2 pseudogenes are annotated in these 534 nt (G+C 41.8%); one reads left to right on the top strand and one right to left on the bottom strand.

What is annotated here, in order from left to right:
• Window positions 1-333, top strand: a pseudogene (locus A3756_RS28955) (hypothetical protein); the annotation flags it as partial.
• 4 nt (window positions 334-337) lie between these two features.
• Here the strand turns inward: A3756_RS28955 and A3756_RS28445 are convergent.
• A pseudogene (locus A3756_RS28445) lies at window positions 338-534 on the bottom strand (IS3 family transposase); the annotation flags it as partial.

The raw sequence follows: 534 nt of genomic DNA, 5'->3' as shown, positions 1-534 counted from the left end.
AAACAGCGGGCTACCAAATTAGGGACGTCACAATCTATAAATAAATGGAGACAAAGCATTATTTCTAGCGGTGAGATTAGTCCAGAAGATTTGATCGCTTCTACTGGATCCAATGCTAGAGCGGGTGTTTCAATGCGGCTGCTAAATATTACTTGTTCTCGTGAGTATGGTGCTTTTGATCAACTTCATGAACACCAAAGCGGTAGACGTTTCTCTGATAACTTAAAACAAAACTGCAATCAAAACTACGGATTTGCAGGCCCAGAGTTCATAAACAGGTTATTAGAAATGAATGACGTCGAATCGGCGTTTTTCAAGGTAGTTGTCGCCTGAGCATTTAAGCTGCTTGTTTTTCCTTCTCCGGGTTCAACTTAACGTCACCCACTTTCTCCCAGTTCCGCGTAGCTTTTGACCACCTTATTTGGTTCTTTCTTTTCATCTTGCGATAAAGCTCATCCCTCTTCGATAATATTTCTTCATCCAGACCTAAGTGCCTTTGCTCTGGGGTAACAAAGTTAATTCGACTATGCCGGT

The organism is Oleiphilus sp. HI0086 (assembly GCF_001635225.1).
Note: the sequence above shows the minus strand (reverse complement) of the source record. Positions and strands in the feature narration are given on the sequence as shown.